This window comes from Pseudomonas sp. GW821-FHT02B10 (genome assembly GCF_059421865.1).
Genome location: NZ_JBWKVU010000008.1, coordinates 37,139 through 55,238, shown reverse-complemented (window position 1 = coordinate 55,238; position 18,100 = coordinate 37,139). Strand labels below are relative to the sequence as shown.

The following is an 18,100-nucleotide window of genomic DNA, read 5'->3' as shown; positions in this document are numbered from 1 at the left end:
AGTCACAGCGTTACTCCCCTGCCCTTGCCCAGGCCCGCGATCTCGCAAAATGCAGGATGCACGATGGCCATTCATGCAAATTGCACGAACCCGCAAACGGCGATTTTTTATAACGATATGATTTATAACGATTTTTATAAAAATTGAGGCTGGCACAATCGCTGCACCTATCACTCCAGGTTTGCCATTCAAGAACCAATGGAGCTGATAGACATGAGCCTGATCCAAGAAAAATTCGCTTCCCTGTTCTCCAACTACGAAGTGACCACTCAGCCACGGCCCGATGGCGGCATCCTGCTGACGCTGCGTAACAGCGAAGGTAAACAGCTCAAGCGCTCGATCTCCTATGCGCAGTTGCATGCGGGCGATCAGTTGTCGTGGGTGATCAGCGCGTTGCGTCGCGACCTGGCCGAACAGGCCAGCGAATTGCCACAGATTTCCCTGCTGCAAAGCCAGAACCGTTTTGCCCTGCCGTCGTATCACTCGCTTTAAATCCGCACCGCCACGGATTCGCGATGATCACCGGCAGTTGGATAACAGATACCCCCAATCAGGCCGTGCCAGCCTTGCGCTGACACGGCCTGATTGCTTTTCAGAAACCCTGCGGATCGATATCGGCGAAGCTCGCTACATTCGCATGCCCCGCCAATACCCCGCCTTCGCGCACCAGGCCGCAGGTGGCCAGGCCGGCGGACCGGGCCGCATCCAGCTCCTGGACAATATCGGACAAAAAGAGAATCTGCCCGGGCGCACAGCCGATGGCCTGGGTAATGCGCTGGTAAGACTGCACTTCCCGTTTCGGCCCCGAGGTGGTGTCGAAAAAACCGCTGAACAGCGGCGACAGGTCCCCGGCAGTTGAGCAACCGAAAATCAGCTTCTGCGCCTGGATCGAGCCCGACGAATAGACATACAACCGATAGCCGGCCTGGTGCCAGCGCTGCAACGCCGCCACCGCATCCGGGTAGACATGGCCCTTGAGCTGTCCGGCCCGGTACCCCTGCTCCCAGACCATGCCTTGCAGCGCCTTGAGTGGCGTGGACTTGCGATCTTCCGCGATCCAGCCCAACAGAATCCCGATCACCCACTCGACGTCCGCCGCCGGCTCGCCGCTGGCCTCGCGCACCGCCTGCAACTGCTCGGCAACGTCGGCCCGGCTGGCGTGCTTGCGCACGAAGTCCGGCAGGTGCCGCACCGCATAGGGGAACAGCACCTCGAAGACAAAGCTCACCGCGCTGGTGGTGCCTTCGATGTCGGTGAGAATGGCCTTGATCGGCATCCGCTCAATCCTCCAGAAGCGGGAACTGGCTGGCGATATCGGAACCGGTGAAGTTGGCGACCCAGCCTTGCGGGTTGTTGAACATGCGGATCGCCACCAGGTATGGGTTCTCGCCCATGTCGAACCAGTGCGCGGTACCGGCCGGCACCGAGATCAGGTCGTTCTTCTCGCAGAGCACGGCATACACGTAGTCGCCGATATGCAGGCTGAACAGGCCGCGGCCGGCGACGAAAAAGCGCACTTCGTCCTCGGCATGCCGGTGTTCGTCGAGGAACTTGGCGCGCAGCTCGGCCTTCTGCGGGTGATTGCCATTGAGGCTGATCACATCGACAGTGATATAGCCGCGCTCGGTCATCAGACGGTCGATCTGTTCCTGGTAGGCGCCTATCACCTCCTCCTGGCTGGCGCCCGGCTGGATCCTGGTGGCGGCTTGCCAGCGATCGAAACGCACGCCCTGCTCGGCCAGGGTCGCGGCGATATCGTCGAAATGGGTCAGCACCTTGTTCGGCAGGTCCGGGCTGGATACGTGGTAAACGGACAGGCTGCTCATCTTGGCAATTCCTCGTTATCGGCAGTGCCTTCCGGCTTTTTCCAGGCCGGTCAGGCAGTGCATATCATCAGGCGCTGGCTACTTCAGTCGAAGCAAGCCTTAACGGTTTAACAGGGCGCGAGTCTGCAACTCGCACTCGAACAGAAACTCGAAGGCCTCGATCTGGCGCTGCGCGTCACTCATGCGCGCGCCCCAGGTGTAGAGGCCATGACCGCGAATCAGGTAGCCGACGCAATCGGCATGGGCGTCGAGCCAGGGCTGGATCTTGGTCGCCAGCCGGGCGATGTCCTGATCGTTGTCGAAAATCGGCACGCGCACCCGCGACTCGTGGCTGGCAATGCCGGTAAAAGCCTTTTGCAGCTCGTAACCCTCGAACTCGATGAAGTCCTCGGCGGTCAGGCGTGACAGCACCGTGGCATTCACCGAGTGGGTATGCAACACGGCGCCGATCTGCGGGTTCCAGCTGTACAGCTGGGTGTGCAACAGGGTTTCGGCCGACGGCTTTTTGCCCGGCTCCAGGCTGTTGCCCGACAAGTCGGTGGCCAGCACGTCATCCAGGCCCAACTGGCCTTTGTGCTTGCCCGAAACCGTGAGCAATAGCGCGCTCGGCGACAGGCGCGTGGAATAGTTGCTGCTGGTGGCCGGGGACCAGCCGCGGGCATACAGAAAGCGTCCGACCTCGATGATGTCCTGTGCCAGCTGTTCGCGGGTAAGGCTCATGGCCTCTCCTCTTGCATACGTGTGGCAATGATAACGGCTGCCGCCAGCGCTGCGAGGCTTGCAATACTAAAGGTCAATGTCGCGCCCAGGGCGTTCCAGCTGTAGCCGGAATACAACGCGCCCAATGCGCCGCCGGTGCCGGCCAGGGCCGCGTACAGGGCCTGGCCCTGGCCTTGCTGGCGGTCGCCGAAGCTGCGTTGCACGAAATGAATGGCCGCGGCATGAAAGCTGCCGAAGGTCGCGGCATGCAGCACCTGGGCAAACAACAGCAGCCACAGATGCTCGGCAAAGGCGCCCAGCAGCAACCAGCGCAGGGCCGCCAGCAGGAAACTCGCCAGCAGCACCCGGCGTACCGAAAACCGCGAGAGAATCCAGCTCATCGCCAGGAACATCAAGACTTCGGCGACCACCCCCAGCGCCCACAACAAACCGATCAAGCCGCGGCTGTAGCCCAGATGTTCCAGGTGCAGGGTCAGGAAGGTGTAGTAAGGACCGTGGCTCATTTGCATCAGCGCCACGCAGGCATAGAAGGCCAGGACGCCGGGGCTGCGCAGCTGGCCAAGAAAGCCCCCGGCGGCCAAGCGGCTGCCCTGGGCCGCTGGCTGGGCGTTGGGCACCCAGGCGCTGCTGAGCACGATGCCGGCCATGATCAGCACCAGCGCCGCCGGGTAGATGTCCAGGCTCAACCACTCGAATAATCGCCCCAGCGCCACCACCGTGAGGATGAAACCGATCGACCCCCACAGGCGGATCTGGCTGTAGCGAGCGGTCTGGCCTTGCAGGTGCGCCAGGGTGATCACTTCGAATTGCGGCAATACCGCGTGCCAGAAGAACGCATGCAGGGCCATGACCATCGCCAGCCAGGCGTAGCTCTTGCTGACGAAAATCAGCGAAAAACTCAGCAGCGTGCAGATCGCGCCAAAACGCACGATGGCCAGGCGCCGGCCGGTGTAGTCGCCCAGCCAGCCCCAGAGGTTCGGCGCCACGCAGCGCATCAGCATGGGAATCGCCACCAGCTCGCCAATACGCGCGCTGGAAAACCCCAGGTGATCGAAATACAGCGCCAGAAACGGCGCGGTCGACCCCAGCAAGGCGAAATAGAACAGGTAGAAACTGGAGAGCCGCCAGTACGGGAGCGCCGCCACGGCCGTCAGACCGTGGCGACTGGCAGAGACGCCATTACAACTGGCCCAGCACCGGCGTGCTGACGCGCACGTCGGCATTCTGGCCACGATGACGCAGCAGGTGATCCATCAGCACGATGGCCATCATGGCTTCGGCGATCGGCGTGGCGCGGATGCCCACGCACGGGTCGTGACGGCCCTTGGTGATGACGTCCACCGGGTTGCCATCGATGTCGATCGAGCGGCCCGGGGTGGTGATGCTGGAGGTCGGCTTGAGCGCCAGGTGCGCGACGATCGGCTGGCCGGAGGAAATCCCGCCCAGGATGCCGCCCGCGTTGTTGCTGAGGAAACCTTGCGGGGTCAACTCGTCGCGATGCTCGGTGCCACGCTGGGCGACGCTGGCGAAACCGGCGCCGATTTCCACGCCCTTGACCGCGTTGATGCTCATCAGCGCATGGGCCAGCTCGGCGTCCAGGCGGTCGAAGATCGGCTCGCCCAGGCCCGGCATCACACCCTCGGCGACCACGGTGATCTTGGCGCCCACCGAGTCCTGGTCGCGACGCAGCTGGTCCATGTAGGCTTCCAGCTCCGGCACCTTGTCCGGGTCGGGGCTGAAGAAGGCGTTGTCTTCCACCGAGTCCCAGGTCTTGAACGGAATTTCGATCGGGCCCAGCTGGCTCATGTAGCCACGCACCACGATGCCCTGGCTGGCCAGGTATTTCTTGGCGATGGCCCCGGCCGCCACGCGCATGGCGGTTTCCCGCGCCGAGCTGCGACCGCCGCCGCGGTAGTCGCGGATGCCGTATTTGTGGTGGTAGGTGTAATCGGCGTGGGCCGGGCGGAACAGATCCTTGATCGCCGAGTAGTCCTTGGACTTCTGGTCGGTGTTGCGGATCAGCAGGCCGATGGAGCAGCCGGTGGTCTTGCCCTCGAACACGCCGGAGAGGATTTCGACTTCATCGGCTTCCTGGCGCTGGGTCGTGTGGCGGCTGGTGCCGGGCTTGCGCCGGTCCAGGTCGCGCTGCAGATCGTCCAGCGACAGCTCAAGACCCGGTGGGCAGCCGTCGACAATGGCGACCAACGCCGGACCATGGCTTTCGCCCGCGGTGGTGACAGTGAACAGCTTGCCGTAGGTATTGCCGGACATGCAGGACGCTCCATGAAATCAGCCGAAATAACTCAATCTGGATTACTGAGCCGGGAAGTATACGCAGGCTCCCCAACTAGTTCATCCTCGAACCTTATCCGTGTCCGGAAGTCCAACCGGCACCTTCTCCATGATGGCGTGATGATGCTGCGAGTTCTTCTCTTGAGCCTTACCCTGTTCACCGGCCTGGTCCAGGCGGCCGTACTGCAACGTCCCATCAGCCTCGACACCGGCACTGGCGAGTTATACGGCTCGCTGCTGCTGCCCAAGTCCGACGCCCCGGTGCCGGTGGTCCTGATCGTCTCCGGCTCCGGCCCCACTGACCGCAACGGCAACAACCCCGACGGCGGGCGCAACGACAGCCTCAAGCGCCTGGCCTGGGTGCTGGCCAAGCACAACATCGCCAGCGTGCGCTACGACAAGCGCGGGGTGGCCGCCAGCCTCGCCGCCACCCCGGACGAGCGCAACCTGACCCTCGACGCCTACGTCGCCGACGCCGTGGCCTGGGGCAAGAAGCTCAAGGGCGACCCGCGCCTGGGCCCGTTGATTATGCTCGGCCACAGCGAAGGCGCGCTGATCGCCACCCTGGCGGCGCCCCAGGTCGATGCGGCGGCGGTGATTTCCATCTCCGGCACCGCCCGCCCGGTGGACCAGGTGCTGCGCCAGCAACTGAGCTATCGCCTGCCGGCGCCGCTGATGCTGCGCAGCAACGAACTGCTCGACAGCCTCAAGGCTGGCCGGGTCGACACTGACGTGCCGCCGCAGCTGGAAGTGATCTTCCGCCCCAGCGTGCAGCCGTACCTGATCACCCTGTTCAGGCAAGACCCGGCCGCCGCGTTCGCCCGCCTCAAGATGCCGGCGCTGATTGTCCAGGGCAGTAATGACATCCAGGTCGGTGTCGGCGATGCGCAGATGCTCAAGGCCGCCAAGCCGGACGCCCAACTGGCGCTGATCGAAGGCATGAACCATGTCCTGCGTATCGTGCCCAACGACGTCAAGCGGCAACTGGCCTCCTACAAGGATCCGCAGCTGCCCCTGGCCTCGGAACTCGGCACCCGCATCATCAGCTTTATTGACGGACTTCACGCCCGTTGACGCGTTTTCCCCTCCAGTCCTGAAAAAAACGGCCGATAAGCCTTTGCCGGCCGTTCACTTGCCGTCGGCAAGTAGCGCTTGGACAGGATCTCGCCGTTATGACCGATACCCAGAACCCTCCCGAAACCGAGGTTGAAAACCCCGCTCCCGAAGCCGTGGCGTTGCCGTGGGCGGACGTCCATGCCGAGCATCACCGGATGCTTCGCCTGGCCCCGCTGCAAACCGATCGCGCCACGGGCGGACGGCCCCTGCGCTTTATCGAGTTCGGTTATGCCGAGCGCAGCAACAAGGAACACAGCCTGTTGCGCATGACCCTCCAACTGCCGGGCCAACGGGTGCGCAAGGAACAGAATCACCTGGATGTCTGGGTCGACCACGCGACTCGTCGGGTGCGCTTCGAGCCGGAAAACCTGCAGATCGAACCGGCGAACCGCGGCATCGGCCGCTTTCTGCTGGCGCAGGGGGCAAGCTGGGCCCAGAAGAAATGGCCGCACTACCGCGTGGACGGTTTCGAACTGGCGAACAAGGATGCGCTGAACGAGGCCACGCGCCTGCGGCGCGATCATTTCCTGCGGGTCCAGGGTTTCGATGTGGTTTACGCCGATGCCCAGCACCTCAAGGGCAGCGTCAAGCATGTGCAGGTCGGTGAACTGCTGCCCAACTGGAACACCGAAAAGCTGCAATTCGTCGAGATCCTCGAAGCCGCGCAAATGCTGCAGCAGGCCGAGCAGAACCTCGAAGAACAGGAAGTGAAGCTGCGCAAGCACGAAGAAAAGGTCGCCAAGTACAAGCGCGAAGACACCGGGCTGCGCTTTACCATCACCTGCCTGGTGGCGTTTGCGGTGTTCCAGGCCGGGTTGCTGATCTGGATCGCGACCCACCGCTGACCCCTGGCCGCCTCGCGGGCAACTGTAGGAGCGAAGCTTGCTCGCGATAGCGTCCGTCCAGGCACACCCCGGTGCCTGGATCGCGGGCAAGTCGGATCGCCGCCCGCTCGCTCCTACTGAAACGCCGATCAGACCCGGGAGCTGAACAGTGCCTGGTGCTGTCGGCACTGCTCGGCGGTGAGCATGAACACGCCATGACCGCCGCGTTCGAAGTCCAGCCAGGCGAAATCGACTTCCGGGTACAGCGCTTCGACATGGACCTGGCTGTTGCCGACCTCGACGATCAACAGGCCCTTCTCGGTCAGATGATCCGCCGCCTCGGCCAGCATGCGCCGCACCAGGTTCAAGCCATCGTCGCCACAGGCCAGGCCCAGCTCCGGTTCGTGCTGGTATTCCTCGGGCATGTCGGCGAAGTCCTCGGCATCCACATACGGCGGGTTCGACACGATCAGGTCGAAGCGCTGGCCCGGCAAGCCGTCAAAACCATCGCCCTGTACCGTGAACACCCGCTCATCGACACCATGGCGCTCGATGTTCTGGTTCGCCACCTCGAGGGCTTCGAACGACAGGTCGGCCAGCACCACTTCGGCCTTGCGGAACTCGTAGGCGCAGGCAATGCCGATGCAGCCGGAACCGGTGCACAGGTCGAGAATACGCGCGGGCTCGGCGCCCAGCCAGGGCTCGAAACGTTTTTCGATCAGCTCGCCGATCGGCGAACGCGGGATCAGCACCCGCTCATCGACAATGAACGACAGGCCGCAGAACCAGGCCTCGCCCAGCAGGTAGGCGGTCGGTACGCGCTCTTCGATGCGCCGCTTGAGCAGACGCTGCAGGTTGACCAGTTCGTCGTCTTCCAGGGCGCAGTCCAGATAGCTGTCGGCGATTTCCCACGGCAGGTGCAAGGCACCCAGTACCAATTGGCGGGCTTCGTCCCAGGCGTTGTCGGTCCCATGGCCGAAAAACAGATCCTCCCCATGAAAGCGGCTGACAGCCCAACGGATGTGGTCGCGCAGGGTGCGCAGGCGGGAAGTGATCACGGGACAGACTCCTGAAAAAACGACTGGCGATTCTAACAGCCAAAACGTCTGAGGACGACGCATGAAAAATCTGAGTCTGCGGGGCGTTCAGGCGGTTTTCTCCACATTCGGCCCGATTCTGCATAGCCCTTGACACGGCTGTAGGCCAGCAACCACGCACCTTACGTTAGTAGCGATTCACAGAAGCGCTCCGCCAGAGGACAATGTCGCAAAAGCCCCACTCACAGGAGCCCCAGAATGTCCGTTCCAAAGACGATGTTTCAACTCAGCGGTCGTGGTTATGCAGCGGCTAATTTGAGCCACGCGACCCTTGTGATCATCGACGCCCAGAAAGAGTACCTCAGCGGTCCGCTGGCCCTGTCCGGCATGGACGCCGCGGTCGCCAACATCAAGCAACTGGTCGCTGCCGCCCGCTCCGCCGGCCGCCCGGTTGTGCATGTGCGCCACCTCGGCACCGTCGGCGGCCTGTTCGACCCCCAGGGCGAGCGCGGTGAGTTCATCCCCGGCCTCGAACCCCAGGGCGACGAGACCATCATCGGCAAGCTGCTGCCGAGCGCCTTCCATGGCACCGAACTGGAAAAGCGCCTGCAGGACCTGGGCTCCCTGGACCTGATCGTCTGCGGTTTCATGAGCCATTCCAGTGTCAGCACCACCGTGCGCGCGGCGAAGAACCTGGGCTTTCGCTGCACCCTGGTGGAAGACGCCTGCGCCACCCGCGACCTGCCCTACAAGGGCGGCATCCTCAGCGCCGAGCACGTGCAGCAGACCGAAATGGCCATCATGGCGGACAACTTCGCCACCCTCGCCGCCACCAAAGATCTGATCTGATCGACCTGCAATGAGCGGCGCGCCTTCAGGGGCAAGGCCGCTCATCCGTAAAAGCCTCTCATTTGCCGTAATTGCCTTAGCCTCAGGAACCACCCGGTCATCTTTCGGTCGAAGGGCCGATACCCATTGAGGAAGGTCGGAATGAAGATATCCGATGGTTTTGACGCACGTCGTCTGCGGCCCAAAGGCCCGCGGAACTGGCGTTTGCGCCTGGGCGCGGGATTCTCCGCGTTGCTGGCGACCTTCGGTGTGCTGCTGGCGATGGCCGGGGCCGCCAGCCTGTTGGGGCGCCCTCCGGCGCTGGGCGAATTGAATGCAAGTCCGGCGGGTTCCGCGGTGATTCTAGCGGTCGGTCTGTTACTGCTGTATGTCGGAGTCTGGCTGTGGCGTCGCTGCCGGCGGCGCATGCGCCAGCCGCAGACCCTGAACATGGCTCCCCACCTGATGAAGAAGCATGACTGAATCGACGGCAACACGTTTTGTCCCGCCCCTCTCCCGTCGAGTTGGGTAAACTGCTCGGTCTTCGCGGAGGCTGACATGCAAGACGACGACTTTTCCCTGTTCAAAAGCGCGATCCAAGGCGTCAAGCCGATCAAGCACGATCGCGCCGAAACCGGCAAACCCAAGGCTGACCGGGCGCAGATCGCCAAGCTGCGCCAGGCTGCCAGCGTGCGCACCGAAACCACGACCGTCGACGGGCTGTCCGATCAGTTCGTGATCGACGTCGGCCCGGAAGACGATCTGATGTGGGCTCGCGACGGGGTTCAGGAAAGCCAGATGCGCAAGCTCAAGGTCGGCCAGATTCCTTTCGAGGGCAGCCTCGACCTGCACGGCATGAACGTGGAAAAGGCCCGGGAAACCCTCTGGGCATTCCTCGCCGAAGCCACCAAATTCGAAATCCGCTGCGTGCGCGTCACCCACGGCAAAGCCGTGCGCCTGGACGGCAAGCGGCCGATGATCAAGAGCCACGTCAACACCTGGCTGCGCCAGCATCCCCAGGTACTCGGCTTCACCTCGTGCCAGGCCAAACATGGCGGTGCCGGGGCGGTCTACGTGATGCTCAAACGCACCATGATGGAAGGCCGCGACGAGTAAAGCCGCTTCGTCGCGCTTGCAGCGCCCGGTCCGCCACCGTACCCTTGCTCTTTGCGTAAAATCCCACAGGTAGTTTCATGTCCCTGGAACAGAATTACACGGCGATCCTCGGCCAATTGGGCGAAGACGTCTCCCGCGAGGGCCTGCTCGACACGCCAAAACGTGCCGCCAAAGCCATGCAGTACCTCTGCCGCGGTTATGAGCAAACGCTGGAAGAAGTCACCAACGGTGCCTTGTTCAGCTCCGATAACAGCGAGATGGTGCTGGTCAAGGACATCGAGCTCTACTCGCTGTGCGAGCACCATCTGCTGCCGTTCATCGGCAAGGCTCACGTCGCCTACATTCCGAGTGGCAAGGTGCTGGGCCTGTCGAAAGTCGCGCGTATCGTCGACATGTACGCGCGCCGCCTGCAGATCCAGGAAAACCTCAGCCGCCAGATCGCCGACGCGGTCCAGCAAGTGACCGGCGCCCTGGGCGTCGCGGTGGTGATCGAGGCCAAGCACATGTGCATGATGATGCGCGGTGTGGAGAAGCAGAACTCGTCGATGATCACTTCGGTGATGCTGGGCGAGTTCCGCGAAAACGCGGCAACCCGCAGCGAGTTTCTCAGCCTGATCAAGTAAACGGCTGCCCGAAAGAACCGGCGTTCATCGCCGGTTTTTTTTCGCCTGGCAAAAATCAGGTAAGCTGCCGCCCCTTCTTTCATGGGCAAGAGGCAATATCGTGATCGTCAAAGCGCTTCGAGTCGGCCTGGGCCAGCTCATCATCTTCATCGACTTCATCACCCGCCCACGCAAGCAGCAGCGCCCCGCCGCCGCTCAAGCCCAGGTCGAACAGGCCGCCAAGGGCCTGACCCTGTACCAGTTCCACGCCTGCCCGTTCTGCGTGAAAACCCGCCGCACCCTGCACCGCCTGAACGTTCCGGTGGCCCTGCGTGACGCGAAAAACAACGAACAGGATCGCCAGACCCTGCTGGAGCAAGGCGGCAAGATCAAGGTGCCGTGCCTGCGTATCGAAGAAAACGGCCAGACCACCTGGATGTACGAGTCCAAGGTGATCATCGATTATCTGGACAAGCGCTTTGCAACAGCTTGAATGGTTGGTGGCGTTCTGAAGGACGTCATCGCACCAGAACAGCCCCCACAAGATCCAGACCATAAAAAAACCGACCCAAGGGTCGGTTTTTTGTTTCCCGCACCAGCTCAGTCGAGCATCCCGATATGCCGCGGATGGCTTTCCACCCGCTGCATCCACGCCTGGATGCCCGGGTAGCGCGCCAGGTCGAAGCCACCTTCATGGGCGACATGGGTGTAGGCATAGAGCGCGATATCGGCAATCGAATACTGCTCGCCCACCAGATACGGCGTTCGCGCCAACTGATGTTCCATCACATCCAGGGCCTTGTAACCGCGTTTTTGCAGCTTCTCGTATTCGTGCTGGCGTTCTTGCGGCAGCCCCAGATAGAGCTGGATGAAACGTGCCACGGCGATGTACGGCTCATGGCTGTATTGCTCGAAAAACTGCCATTGCAGCACCTGCGTGCGTAAACGCGGCTCGCTCGGCAGGAATTCGCTGCCGTCGGCGAGAAAGTTGAGAATCGCATTCGACTCCCACAGGCAGGTGCCGTCTTCCAGCTCCAGCACCGGGATCTTGCCGTTGGGGTTCTTTGCCAGAAACGCCTCGGTCTGCGTGTCCCCGTTCAAGATGTCCACGGCGTGCCACTCGTAAGGCTGACCGAGCAGATTGAGCATCAGCTTGACCTTGTAGCAGTTGCCGGACCGGTAATCCCCATAAACCTTGTACATGGCCCTCTCCCCTTAGGCTGCCTGTGCAACCTGTGCTTGACGTACCACGGTGGCCAGCCGCTTGAGACCTTCGTCCAGACGCGCCGGATCGATATGACTGAAATTCAACCGCAGGTGACCTGGATTGCGGTCCGGCTCGGAGAAGAAGGGTTCGCCCGGCATGAATGCCACGTCCTGCTCCAGCGCCGCTTTCAGCAAAGTGCGGGTGTCCAGCGGCTGTTTCAAGGTCAACCAGAAAAACAGCCCGCCCTGGGGCACCTGCCAATCGGCCAGATCGCCAAAATGACGTTGCAGGGCGGCCTGAAAACCATCGCGGCGCACCCGGTAGAAATCGCGCAATTCGCCCAGGTGCCGCTGGTACTGCTCGGTACCTATCCATTGCAGCGCCTGCCATTGGCCGACGCGGTTGGTGTGCAGGTCCGCCGATTGCTTCAACCGCAGCAGATGGGGAAACAGGTCCGGGCTGGCGATCAGGTAACCGACCCGCAACCCTGGCAACAGGGTCTTCGACACCGTGCCGGTGTAGATCCAGCTGGCCTTGCGCAGGCGCCCGACAATAGGCGTGGCGTTGCCGCCATCGAACGTCAGTTCGCGGTAAGGCTCGTCTTCGATCAGGGTCACTCCGAACTCGTCGAGCAGCGCCGCCACGGCATCGCGCTTGGCCTCGCTGTAGCGCACCGCCGAAGGATTCTGGAAGGTCGGGATCAGGTAGATGAACGCGGGACGATGCTGCTCCAGGCAGGCGCGCAATTGCGCCAGATCCGGCCCATCGGCCTGAAGCGGCACGGTCAGGCAATCGGCGCCGAACAGCTGGAAGATCTGCAGTGCCGCGAGATAAGTCGGCGCTTCCAGCATGATCTCGGTGCCCTTGTCGATGTACAGCTTGGCCGCCAGATCGAGGGTCTGCTGGGAGCCGCTGACCACCAGCACCTGGCTGGCCTCGCACGGCACGCCCAGCGCCCGGGCCTGTGCCGCCAGGGCCTCACGCAGCTGTGGCTCGCCTTCACTCATGCCGTATTGGCCCATGGACACCGGCATCGCCTGCCAATCGACCTTCGGCAGCATCGCCTCGGCGGGCAGGCCTCCGGCGAACGACATCACTTCCGGACGCTGCGCGGCGGCAAGGATTTCACGGATCAGTGAGCTTTTAAGACGCGAAACACGTTCGGAGAAGGCCATGAGGTCACCCGTAGCAAAGGCGGAGGAAAATACGTCAAACTGCTTGACCGAAATTACGCCGACCTTAGCAGATACGTCAATATGCTTGACCTTAAAAACCAGACCACCCAACAAGCCGCCATGGAAGCCTTCTTCTTTGGTTACCAGGCGTTCACCGCCAAGGCCGACGAAATGCTCGAGCGTCGCGGCCTGAGTCGCGTGCACCAGCGCATCGTGTTTTTCATCGCCCGCTATCCGGGGCTGAGCGTGAAAGAACTGCTCACGGCACTGGGCGTGAGCAAGCAGGCGCTGAATATCCCGCTGCGCCAATTGATGGAGATGCACCTAGTCAACAGCGTTGCCTCGCAGAGTGACAAGCGCAAACGCCTGCTGGAGCTGACGGAAGACGGCGCGCGCTTTGAGCAATCGCTGCGGCGCGAGCAGGTCAAGCTGCTGCAACGGGTATTCGCCGAGGCCGGCGAGGCGGCAGTGGATGGCTGGCTGGCGGTGAACAAGGCTCTGGGCGAAAACCGCTGACACCCCAGCCCGCGAGCACGCAACGGTCGTCAACCTGCATACCCGATACTTCTACAGGACCGCGTCAGCCCCATTACGACCGCTGCGCGCTCGATTGCAGGCTGCGCCAGCGGCTACAGGGCATATAGCCTTTCTGGCGGACTTTTCGCACACAACCCATAAAACATTATTTGCTTTCTTTGTATACAAAAGCATAATTCGCCACGTGCGAGTTCCTGACCTAAAGGTCAATAAAAGCCCGCAAGCCTTACATGCCTCAAAGAGCCGCTGCCCACCCTCACGTGCCCGGCTCTGGAAAAAATAATAAAACTCTTGAGGAGTACTCGCTGTGGAAAGCCGCAAATCCGAAGCCCCTACGCTGGAACTCTCGCCGCCGCTGAACAGTGGCTGGCTGGAGCGCATCTTCAAACTCAGGTTGCATGGCACCACGGTGAAGACCGAGTTGATCGCCGGTCTGACGACCTTCATCACCATGGCCTACATCATCTTCGTCAACCCCAACATCATGGCCGACGCCGGCATCGACCACGGCGCGGCCTTCGTCGCCACCTGCATCGCCGCGGCCCTGGGTTGCCTGTTGATGGGGCTGTACGCCAACTGGCCGGTAGGCCTGGCGCCCGGCATGGGGCTGAACGCCTTTTTCACCTACACCGTGGTCGGAACCATGGGTTACAACTGGGAAACCGCCCTCGGTGCGGTGTTCGTTTCCGGCGTGCTGTTTATGTTCCTGACCTTCTCGCGGATCCGCGAATGGCTGCTCAACAGCATTCCGGCCAGCCTGCGTTTTGCCATGGGCGCCGGCGTGGGTTTGTTCCTGGGACTGATCGGTTTGAAGACCGCGGGCATCGTGGTCGATAGCCCGGCCACCCTGATCAAGCTCGGCTCCCTGCGCGAACCCGGCCCGCTGCTGGCGGCGGTCTGCTTCCTGATGATTGCCGTGCTCAGCTATCACCGGGTGTTCGGCGCGATCCTCATCAGCATCATCACCGTGACCCTGGCCGGCTGGGGCCTGGGCCTGGTGCACTACGAGGGCATCATGTCGGCCCCACCGAGCCTGGCACCGACCTGGATGGCCATGGACGTCGCCGGGGTGTTCAACGTCAGCATGATCAGCGTGGTGCTGGCCTTCCTCTTCGTGCACATGTTCGATACCGCCGGCACCCTGATGGGCGTGGCCCAGCGCGCCGGCCTGGTCAACCCCGATGGCAAGATCGAGAACCTCTCCCGCGCCCTGAAGGCGGACAGCGCCTCCAGCGTATTTGGCGCGGTGGTCGGCGTTCCGCCCGTCACCAGTTACGTGGAAAGTGCCGCGGGTGTCGCCGCAGGTGGTCGGACTGGTCTTACCGCAGTGACCGTAGGTGTGCTATTTATCGCAGCCATGTTTTTCGCACCGCTGGCTGGCATGATCCCCGCTTATGCCACCGCCGGCGCGCTGATTTATGTGGCGATGCTGATGATGGGCGGCATGGCCCATATCGATTGGGAAGAGGCCACCGACAGCATCCCGGCGATCGTGACCGCCATCATGATGCCGCTGACCTTCTCGGTTGCCGACGGTATCGCCCTGGGCTTCATCACCTACGTGGCCTTGAAGGCCGGGACGGGCAAGTACAAGGAAATCTCCATCAGCCTGTGGGTGCTGTGCGCGATCTTTATCGTCAAGTTCATTTTCTTGTAGGTACATCGGTTTCAAACGGCCTCACCCCGTCGGGTGAGGCTTTTGCGCATAAGGAGAAAGGCAATGAGCGTGGAAACCTGGCTGCTGTTCAGCGGCGCGGCACTGGTGGTGATCCTGATTCCGGGCCCACTGTCCCTGCTGATGATCAGCAACAGCCTGAATTACGGTTTGCGCCGGTCCTACCCGGCGTTTCTCGGCGGCGTGTTTGCCTCGATCTGCCTGCTGAGCGCCTCGGCCCTGGGCCTGGGCGCCCTGCTGCTGGCCTCGGAACAGCTGTTCAGCGCCCTGAAAATCGTCGGCGCGCTGTACCTGTTCTATCTCGCCTGGCAAAGCTGGCAGCAATCGCGGCAGCCGTCTCATGGCGCCGAAGTGCCCGAGGCCGCACCGAAACCACGCTTTCGCGCACTGTTCGGGCGCGCTTTTGTGCTGGGTGCCAGCAACCCGAAAGACATTCTGTTCTTCGCCGCGTTTCTTCCACAGTTTCTCAGCACCGAGCAGCCCTTCCTGCCCCAGCTGCTGATCATGATCGCCACCTGGACCGTACTCGACCTGCTGTGCAAGCTGGCTTACGGCCTGGGTGCCCACGGTGCGGCGCGCTACCTGCGCAGCGGCAAGGGCCAGAGCTGGTTCAACCGGGTCAGCGCCGGGCTGTTCAGCGGCGCCGGTGCCGCGTCGCTGTTGAGCCGCTGAAAGCATCGCGGGCAAGCCTCGCTCCTACAGAAGCCAATCCTGTAGGAGCGAGCGGGCGGCGATCCGACTTGCCCGCGATAGCGTCCTCACAAGCACCACCTTTCTGGGAACGAAAAAAAGCCCGCAGTGTGAGCGGGCGAAAGACCAAAGAAGCTATTTGCGCAGGCTTCGTGGGGGGAAAGTCCTAGCTTCCTCTGTAGGTCGAATAGCTGTAGGGCGAGATCAGCAGCGGTACGTGGTAATGCTCCTGCTCGGCCGAGATGCCAAAGCGCAGCACCACCACATCGAGAAACGCAGGTTCGGGCAGTTGTACGCCACGGGCACGGTAGTAATCACCGGCATGGAATTGCAGTTGGTAAACCCCGGTGCGGTAGTCATCGCCTTGCAGCAGCGGCGCATCGCAACGGCCATCGCTGTTGGTCAGGGCACTGGCGACCAGTTCCAGCTGCGTACCTTCGACCCGGTACAACTCGACCTTGATGGCGCTGCCTGGGCAGCCATGCGCGGCATCCAACACGTGTGTAGTCAAACGTCCCATTGATTCTGCGTGTCTGTGCGCGCTCACACGTCCAGACCTCGCGCCTCCTGAAGTCAGTTGATAAGGAGACCGCACCGTTTCGGAGCACGAAAGGATGCGGCGAGGAATTTATTAAGACACTTTTCAAAAAAATTGTACACAATAAAAATCACCCATTTCCGGGTACTTAGAGCAAGCCCCCGTATTCCCTTGATCAGCGGCTACACCATGAGGACAGAAGACTTTTCATCCATTAGCTGACCAACCAGGCAGGTTTCTTGCAATACCCAGGCACGAACACAATCGATGAAAAATGCAAAAAATCGGGCTTACAAACCGAATGAAAAGTTGTATACAATCAGTCCATCGCTGTGACGCCAGCCTGTCCTTCTCCCCAGGCCCCGCCACGCCACCGTTATCACGATAAGAAGGAAGACTGCAGTGAGCGCTGACTACCCACGCGACCTGATCGGTTACGGCTCCAACCCTCCTCACCCTCACTGGCCGGGCAATGCCCGCATCGCCCTGTCGTTCGTGCTCAATTACGAAGAAGGCGGCGAGCGCAATATCCTGCACGGCGACAAGGAGTCGGAAGCCTTCCTTTCGGAAATGGTCGCCGCCCAGCCCCTGCAGGGCGAACGCAACATGAGCATGGAATCGCTGTACGAGTATGGCAGCCGAGCCGGCGTCTGGCGGATCCTCAAGCTGTTCAAGGAATTCGACATTCCGCTGACCATCTTCGCCGTCGCCATGGCCGCCCAGCGCCATCCGGACGTGATCCGCGCCATGGTCGAAGCCGGCCACGAGATCTGCAGCCACGGCTACCGCTGGATCGACTATCAGTACATGGACGAAGCCCAGGAACGCGAGCATATGCTCGAGGCGATCCGCATCCTCACCGAAATCACCGGTGAGCGCCCGCTGGGCTGGTATACCGGCCGCACCGGCCCGAACACCCGGCGCCTGGTGATGGAGGAAGGCGGTTTCCTCTACGACTGCGACACCTACGACGACGACCTGCCCTACTGGGAAGCCAACAACCCGACCGGCAAGGCGCACCTGGTGATCCCCTACACCCTGGACACCAACGACATGCGTTTCACCCAGGTCCAGGGCTTCAACAAGGGCGACGACTTCTACCAGTACCTCAAGGATGCCTTCGACGTGCTGTACGCCGAAGGCGCCGAGGCGCCGAAGATGCTGTCCATCGGCCTGCACTGCCGCCTGATCGGCCGCCCGGCGCGCCTGGCCGCCCTGAAGCGTTTTATCGAGTACGTCAAAGGTCACGATCAGGTCTGGTTCACCCGCCGCGTGGACATCGCCCGCCACTGGCAGCAAACCCATCCGTTCCCGGGGGCGGCGAAATGAGCACCTTCCAAACCCTGAAACCCTCGACCCTGAGCCGCGACGCCTTCGTCAACGCCTTCGCCGATATCTATGAACATTCGCCATGGGTCGCCGAAAAGGCCTTCGACCTGGGCCAGGATGCCTCGATCGACCGGATCGACACCCTGCACCAGCGCATGAGCGACATCCTGTTGAGCGCCGACCACCAGAGCCAGCTGGCCCTGATCAACGCTCACCCGGACCTGGCCGGCAAAGCTGCCGTCCAGGGGCAACTGACCGCGGCCAGCACTGAAGAACAGTCTGGCGCGGGTATTCACCAATGCACGGCCGAAGAGTTCCAGCGCTTCACCGAGCTGAACGACGCCTACAAGGCCAAGTTCAAGTTTCCCTTCATCATGGCGGTAAAAGGCAGCAACCGGCATCAGATCCTCGCGGCGTTCGAAGCCCGCATCCACAACTCGGTGGACACCGAATTCCGGTGCGCGCTGGCGGAGATCAACAAGATCGCCCTGTTCCGATTACTGACTCTCTAGCAAGCCTGGCCCGAGTACGAAACGTACCCAGGGCCCTGCAAGCATCCCAAGCCACTCTATAAAGGCAGACAAGAAG

Annotated in this window: 22 protein-coding genes; 13 read left to right on the top strand and 9 right to left on the bottom strand. The window is 62.0% G+C overall.

Translation table 11 applies throughout. The features are described 5' to 3' along the window. The first annotated feature begins 213 nt into the window (after positions 1–213). Positions 214–492 carry a DUF3509 domain-containing protein gene (locus AC07VU_RS18130; RefSeq protein WP_009045039.1) on the top strand — a complete coding sequence of 93 codons (279 nt, stop codon included), beginning with the start codon at positions 214–216 and terminating at the stop codon, positions 490–492. Between the two features lie 100 nt (positions 493–592). Here the strand turns inward: AC07VU_RS18130 and mtnC are convergent, their stop codons facing one another. The 5 genes from mtnC to aroC all read right to left on the bottom strand — a co-directional run bounded on the left by mtnC (position 593) and on the right by aroC (position 4,817). Continuing rightward, entirely contained in the window at positions 593–1,276 is a 684-nt protein-coding gene (gene mtnC / locus AC07VU_RS18125) for an acireductone synthase (RefSeq protein ID WP_495030212.1), read from the bottom strand. Between the two features lie 4 nt (positions 1,277–1,280). Continuing rightward, complete coding sequence (locus AC07VU_RS18120; RefSeq protein ID WP_495030211.1) at positions 1,281–1,826, bottom strand: 1,2-dihydroxy-3-keto-5-methylthiopentene dioxygenase; 546 nt, start codon at positions 1,824–1,826, stop codon at positions 1,281–1,283. A gap of 99 nt (positions 1,827–1,925) precedes the next feature. Next, the gene (locus tag AC07VU_RS18115; RefSeq protein ID WP_007932262.1) at positions 1,926–2,546 is read right to left on the bottom strand and encodes a methylthioribulose 1-phosphate dehydratase; all 621 of its coding nucleotides are present in this window, start codon (positions 2,544–2,546) and stop codon (positions 1,926–1,928) included. Next, the gene (locus AC07VU_RS18110; protein WP_007932264.1) at positions 2,543–3,691 is read right to left on the bottom strand and encodes an MFS transporter; all 1,149 of its coding nucleotides are present in this window, start codon (positions 3,689–3,691) and stop codon (positions 2,543–2,545) included. The genes AC07VU_RS18115 and AC07VU_RS18110 overlap by 4 nt, the downstream gene beginning before the upstream one ends. Positions 3,692–3,725: 34 nt before the next feature. Continuing rightward, positions 3,726–4,817, bottom strand: coding sequence for a chorismate synthase (aroC, locus tag AC07VU_RS18105; RefSeq protein WP_007932265.1), 1,092 nt, complete (start codon positions 4,815–4,817; stop codon positions 3,726–3,728). Between the two features lie 141 nt (positions 4,818–4,958). On the opposite strand from aroC, the gene AC07VU_RS18100 reads away from it, so the two are divergent. After that, the gene (locus AC07VU_RS18100; protein ID WP_274304313.1) at positions 4,959–5,912 is read left to right on the top strand and encodes an alpha/beta hydrolase; all 954 of its coding nucleotides are present in this window, start codon (positions 4,959–4,961) and stop codon (positions 5,910–5,912) included. Positions 5,913–6,010: 98 nt separating this feature from the next. Further along, positions 6,011–6,799 carry a hypothetical protein gene (locus AC07VU_RS18095; RefSeq protein WP_087092395.1) on the top strand — a complete coding sequence of 263 codons (789 nt, stop codon included), beginning with the start codon at positions 6,011–6,013 and terminating at the stop codon, positions 6,797–6,799. A 128-nt stretch (positions 6,800–6,927) separates the two neighbouring features. Here AC07VU_RS18095 and prmB read toward each other — a convergent pair whose 3' ends face one another. After that, positions 6,928–7,836 carry a 50S ribosomal protein L3 N(5)-glutamine methyltransferase gene (gene prmB, locus AC07VU_RS18090; protein WP_087092396.1) on the bottom strand — a complete coding sequence of 303 codons (909 nt, stop codon included), beginning with the start codon at positions 7,834–7,836 and terminating at the stop codon, positions 6,928–6,930. Positions 7,837–8,073: 237 nt separating this feature from the next. Between prmB and AC07VU_RS18085 the strand changes: the two genes are divergently transcribed. The 5 genes from AC07VU_RS18085 (at position 8,074) to AC07VU_RS18065 (ending at position 10,854) form a co-directional block, all read left to right on the top strand. Then, a complete protein-coding gene (locus tag AC07VU_RS18085; protein WP_053262217.1) occupies positions 8,074–8,664 on the top strand; it encodes a cysteine hydrolase family protein in 591 nt (196 codons plus the stop codon). A 141-nt stretch (positions 8,665–8,805) separates the two neighbouring features. Further along, positions 8,806–9,126 (top strand): hypothetical protein, encoded by a 321-nt coding sequence (locus AC07VU_RS18080; RefSeq protein ID WP_007932271.1) that lies wholly within the window; start codon positions 8,806–8,808, stop codon positions 9,124–9,126. Between the two features lie 75 nt (positions 9,127–9,201). Continuing rightward, positions 9,202–9,759 (top strand): Smr/MutS family protein, encoded by a 558-nt coding sequence (locus tag AC07VU_RS18075; RefSeq protein ID WP_085531819.1) that lies wholly within the window; start codon positions 9,202–9,204, stop codon positions 9,757–9,759. Positions 9,760–9,836: 77 nt separating this feature from the next. Further along, the gene (gene folE, locus AC07VU_RS18070; RefSeq protein ID WP_003204506.1) at positions 9,837–10,382 is read left to right on the top strand and encodes a GTP cyclohydrolase I FolE; all 546 of its coding nucleotides are present in this window, start codon (positions 9,837–9,839) and stop codon (positions 10,380–10,382) included. Between the two features lie 100 nt (positions 10,383–10,482). Further along, positions 10,483–10,854 (top strand): glutathione S-transferase N-terminal domain-containing protein, encoded by a 372-nt coding sequence (locus tag AC07VU_RS18065; protein ID WP_009050204.1) that lies wholly within the window; start codon positions 10,483–10,485, stop codon positions 10,852–10,854. 107 nt (positions 10,855–10,961) lie between these two features. Here AC07VU_RS18065 and AC07VU_RS18060 read toward each other — a convergent pair whose 3' ends face one another. Continuing rightward, on the bottom strand, positions 10,962–11,564 hold the full coding sequence (locus AC07VU_RS18060; protein WP_007932276.1) for a glutathione S-transferase family protein: 603 nt from the start codon (positions 11,562–11,564) through the stop codon (positions 10,962–10,964). 12 nt (positions 11,565–11,576) lie between these two features. Next, positions 11,577–12,743 carry an aminotransferase-like domain-containing protein gene (locus tag AC07VU_RS18055; protein ID WP_274304315.1) on the bottom strand — a complete coding sequence of 389 codons (1,167 nt, stop codon included), beginning with the start codon at positions 12,741–12,743 and terminating at the stop codon, positions 11,577–11,579. Between the two features lie 81 nt (positions 12,744–12,824). On the opposite strand from AC07VU_RS18055, the gene AC07VU_RS18050 reads away from it, so the two are divergent. The 3 genes from AC07VU_RS18050 to AC07VU_RS18040 all read left to right on the top strand — a co-directional run bounded on the left by AC07VU_RS18050 (position 12,825) and on the right by AC07VU_RS18040 (position 15,627). Beyond that, positions 12,825–13,259 carry a MarR family transcriptional regulator gene (locus AC07VU_RS18050; protein ID WP_007932281.1) on the top strand — a complete coding sequence of 145 codons (435 nt, stop codon included), beginning with the start codon at positions 12,825–12,827 and terminating at the stop codon, positions 13,257–13,259. A 328-nt stretch (positions 13,260–13,587) separates the two neighbouring features. Beyond that, positions 13,588–14,937, top strand: coding sequence for an NCS2 family permease (locus AC07VU_RS18045; RefSeq protein WP_495030210.1), 1,350 nt, complete (start codon positions 13,588–13,590; stop codon positions 14,935–14,937). A 63-nt stretch (positions 14,938–15,000) separates the two neighbouring features. Further along, on the top strand, positions 15,001–15,627 hold the full coding sequence (locus tag AC07VU_RS18040) for a LysE family translocator (protein WP_092417419.1): 627 nt from the start codon (positions 15,001–15,003) through the stop codon (positions 15,625–15,627). 184 nt (positions 15,628–15,811) lie between these two features. Here the strand turns inward: AC07VU_RS18040 and uraH are convergent, their stop codons facing one another. Beyond that, the gene (gene uraH, locus AC07VU_RS18035; RefSeq protein ID WP_023966464.1) at positions 15,812–16,165 is read right to left on the bottom strand and encodes a hydroxyisourate hydrolase; all 354 of its coding nucleotides are present in this window, start codon (positions 16,163–16,165) and stop codon (positions 15,812–15,814) included. 420 nt (positions 16,166–16,585) lie between these two features. On the opposite strand from uraH, the gene puuE reads away from it, so the two are divergent. Continuing rightward, complete coding sequence (gene puuE, locus AC07VU_RS18030; protein WP_007921782.1) at positions 16,586–17,512, top strand: allantoinase PuuE; 927 nt, start codon at positions 16,586–16,588, stop codon at positions 17,510–17,512. Then, positions 17,509–18,024 (top strand): 2-oxo-4-hydroxy-4-carboxy-5-ureidoimidazoline decarboxylase, encoded by a 516-nt coding sequence (gene uraD, locus AC07VU_RS18025; protein WP_007921783.1) that lies wholly within the window; start codon positions 17,509–17,511, stop codon positions 18,022–18,024. Before puuE ends, uraD begins: the two co-directional genes overlap by 4 nt. Positions 18,025–18,100 lie beyond the last annotated feature (76 nt).

Excerpts from the sequence above, each read along its gene's own strand:
- uraH (WP_023966464.1), bottom strand. The coding sequence starts at position 16,165 with ATGGGACGTTTGACTACACACGTGTTGGATGCCGCGCATGGCTGCCCA.
- AC07VU_RS18080 (WP_007932271.1), top strand. The coding sequence starts at position 8,806 with ATGAAGATATCCGATGGTTTTGACGCACGTCGTCTGCGGCCCAAAGGC.
- AC07VU_RS18075 (WP_085531819.1), top strand. The coding sequence starts at position 9,202 with ATGCAAGACGACGACTTTTCCCTGTTCAAAAGCGCGATCCAAGGCGTC.
- AC07VU_RS18115 (WP_007932262.1), bottom strand. The coding sequence starts at position 2,546 with ATGAGCCTTACCCGCGAACAGCTGGCACAGGACATCATCGAGGTCGGA.
- mtnC (WP_495030212.1), bottom strand. The coding sequence starts at position 1,276 with ATGCCGATCAAGGCCATTCTCACCGACATCGAAGGCACCACCAGCGCG.
- AC07VU_RS18120 (WP_495030211.1), bottom strand. The coding sequence starts at position 1,826 with ATGAGCAGCCTGTCCGTTTACCACGTATCCAGCCCGGACCTGCCGAAC.
- folE (WP_003204506.1), top strand. The coding sequence starts at position 9,837 with ATGTCCCTGGAACAGAATTACACGGCGATCCTCGGCCAATTGGGCGAA.
- uraD (WP_007921783.1), top strand. The coding sequence starts at position 17,509 with ATGAGCACCTTCCAAACCCTGAAACCCTCGACCCTGAGCCGCGACGCC.
- AC07VU_RS18055 (WP_274304315.1), bottom strand. The coding sequence starts at position 12,743 with ATGGCCTTCTCCGAACGTGTTTCGCGTCTTAAAAGCTCACTGATCCGT.
- AC07VU_RS18130 (WP_009045039.1), top strand. The coding sequence starts at position 214 with ATGAGCCTGATCCAAGAAAAATTCGCTTCCCTGTTCTCCAACTACGAA.
- AC07VU_RS18060 (WP_007932276.1), bottom strand. The coding sequence starts at position 11,564 with ATGTACAAGGTTTATGGGGATTACCGGTCCGGCAACTGCTACAAGGTC.
- aroC (WP_007932265.1), bottom strand. The coding sequence starts at position 4,817 with ATGTCCGGCAATACCTACGGCAAGCTGTTCACTGTCACCACCGCGGGC.
- AC07VU_RS18040 (WP_092417419.1), top strand. The coding sequence starts at position 15,001 with ATGAGCGTGGAAACCTGGCTGCTGTTCAGCGGCGCGGCACTGGTGGTG.
- AC07VU_RS18100 (WP_274304313.1), top strand. The coding sequence starts at position 4,959 with ATGATGCTGCGAGTTCTTCTCTTGAGCCTTACCCTGTTCACCGGCCTG.
- AC07VU_RS18095 (WP_087092395.1), top strand. The coding sequence starts at position 6,011 with ATGACCGATACCCAGAACCCTCCCGAAACCGAGGTTGAAAACCCCGCT.
- AC07VU_RS18085 (WP_053262217.1), top strand. The coding sequence starts at position 8,074 with ATGTCCGTTCCAAAGACGATGTTTCAACTCAGCGGTCGTGGTTATGCA.
- AC07VU_RS18050 (WP_007932281.1), top strand. The coding sequence starts at position 12,825 with ATGCTTGACCTTAAAAACCAGACCACCCAACAAGCCGCCATGGAAGCC.